Source organism: Ulvibacter litoralis, from assembly GCF_900102055.1.
Lineage (GTDB): Bacteria > Bacteroidota > Bacteroidia > Flavobacteriales > Flavobacteriaceae > Ulvibacter > Ulvibacter litoralis.
Genome location: NZ_FNBA01000051.1, coordinates 1 through 1,208 on the forward strand (window position 1 = coordinate 1; position 1,208 = coordinate 1,208).

General features: G+C 44.5%; 1 pseudogene. It reads right to left on the bottom strand.

The features are described 5' to 3' along the window. Window positions 1-1,208: pseudogene (locus BLQ00_RS17685) on the bottom strand (hypothetical protein); the annotation flags it as partial.

A 1,208-nucleotide genomic window follows, 5' to 3' on the forward strand; every position in this document is an offset into this window, starting at 1 on the left:
CCATTGGTAACACCATCGTTATCACAATCTAAATCGTTCCATACGGTACTCGTTGGTACTGTTTGACTTGCGACAACAAATTCACATGGATCCGTTGGATCTGTTCCGTCGATAATCTCATCGCCGTCAGTTACTCCATCGCCATCTGTATCTGGATTTAATGGGTCGGTTCCGTTAGCAATCTCATCACCGTTACTTACTCCATCGTTATCACAATCTAAATCGTTCCATACGGTAGAAGTTGGTAACGTTTGACTTGCGACAACAAATTCACAAGGATCGGTTGGGTCGGTTCCGTCGATAATCTCATCGCCGTCAGTTACTCCATCGCCGTCTGTATCTGGATTTAATGGGTCGGTTCCATTGGCAATCTCATCACCATTGGTAACACCATCGTTATCACAATCTAAATCGTTCCATACGGTACTCGTTGGTACTGTTTGACTTGCGACTACAAATTCACAAGGATCGGTTGGGTCGGTTCCGTCGATAATCTCATCGCCGTCAGTTACTCCATCGCCATCGGTATCTGGATTTAGTGGGTCCGTTCCATTGGCAATCTCATCACCATTGGTAACACCATCGTTATCACAATCTAAATCGTTCCATACGGTAGAAGTTGGTACTGTTTGACTTGTTACTACAAATTCACAAGGATCGGTTGGGTCGGTTCCGTCAATAATCTCATCGCCGTCAGTTACTCCATCGCCGTCTGTATCTGGATTTAATGGATCCGTTCCATTAGCAATCTCATCACCGTTACTTACTCCATCATTATCACAGTCTAAATCATTCCATACGGTACTCGTTGGTACTGTTTGACTTGTAACTACAAATTCACAAGGATCGGTTGGGTCTGTTCCGTCGTTAATCTCATCGCCATCTGTTACTCCATCGCCATCTGTATCTGGATTTAATGGGTCGGTTCCGTTAGCAATCTCATCGCCATTGGTAACACCATCGTTATCACAATCTAAATCGTTCCATACGGTACTCGTTGGTACTGTTTGACTTGCGACAACAAATTCACATGGATCCGTTGGATCTGTTCCGTCGATAATCTCATCGCCGTCAGTTACTCCATCGCCATCTGTATCTGGATTTAATGGATCCGTTCCGTTAGCAATCTCATCGCCATTGGTAACACCATCGTTATCACAATCTAAATCGTTCCATACGGTACTCGTTGGTACTGTTTGACTTGCGAC